General features: G+C 52.8%; 1 protein-coding gene. It reads right to left on the bottom strand.

Translation table 11 applies throughout. The features are described from left to right. Positions 1–566 (bottom strand): dipeptidase (locus tag ASC50_RS03430; protein ID WP_193391196.1); only part of this gene is annotated, 566 nt, incomplete at both ends.

Here is a 566-nt window from a genome sequence, read left to right as displayed (position 1 = left end):
CGATGGCGCGCAGCAACTTGTCGGACACATTGCGCGGATGGTCGTACACCGCTTTGGCGGACGAATGGGAGGCGATGATGGGCTTGGTGCTGACTGCCAGCACATCAAACGAAGTTTTTTCGGAGGTGTGCGAAATATCGACCATGATGCCGCAGCGATTCATCTCGCGGACAACGGTTTTGCCATAGTCGCTCAAGCCGTTGTGGGTGGTTTTGCTCTTGTTGGCGGCATCGCAAATGTCATTGTCGCCATTGTGCGACAGCGTGATGTAGCGCACGCCCATGTCGGCGAATTTTTGCACGTTGCGGATGTCTTTGCCCAGACCGTAGCCGTTTTCGATGCCCATAAAAATGGCTTTTTTGCCTTCGCTTTTTAGCCGTTTCAGGTCTGCCGAAGTCTTTGCTAAACCTGCTGTGGCGTTGTTTTTTTCGATTTGTCGGATGAGTTCTTTGAGAATGTTTTCGGTCTTTTCCACTGCTTGTTGCGATGCTTTGGCATTGCGGGCGCCCTGATGCAGGTATGCCACCATAAATGCCGCATCCAGCATCCCCTCCTGCATCTTGGGG

Source organism: Candidatus Symbiothrix dinenymphae (genome assembly GCF_001431085.1).
The sequence above is the reverse complement of the archived record's forward strand: the minus strand, read 5'-3'. Positions and strand labels throughout refer to the sequence as shown.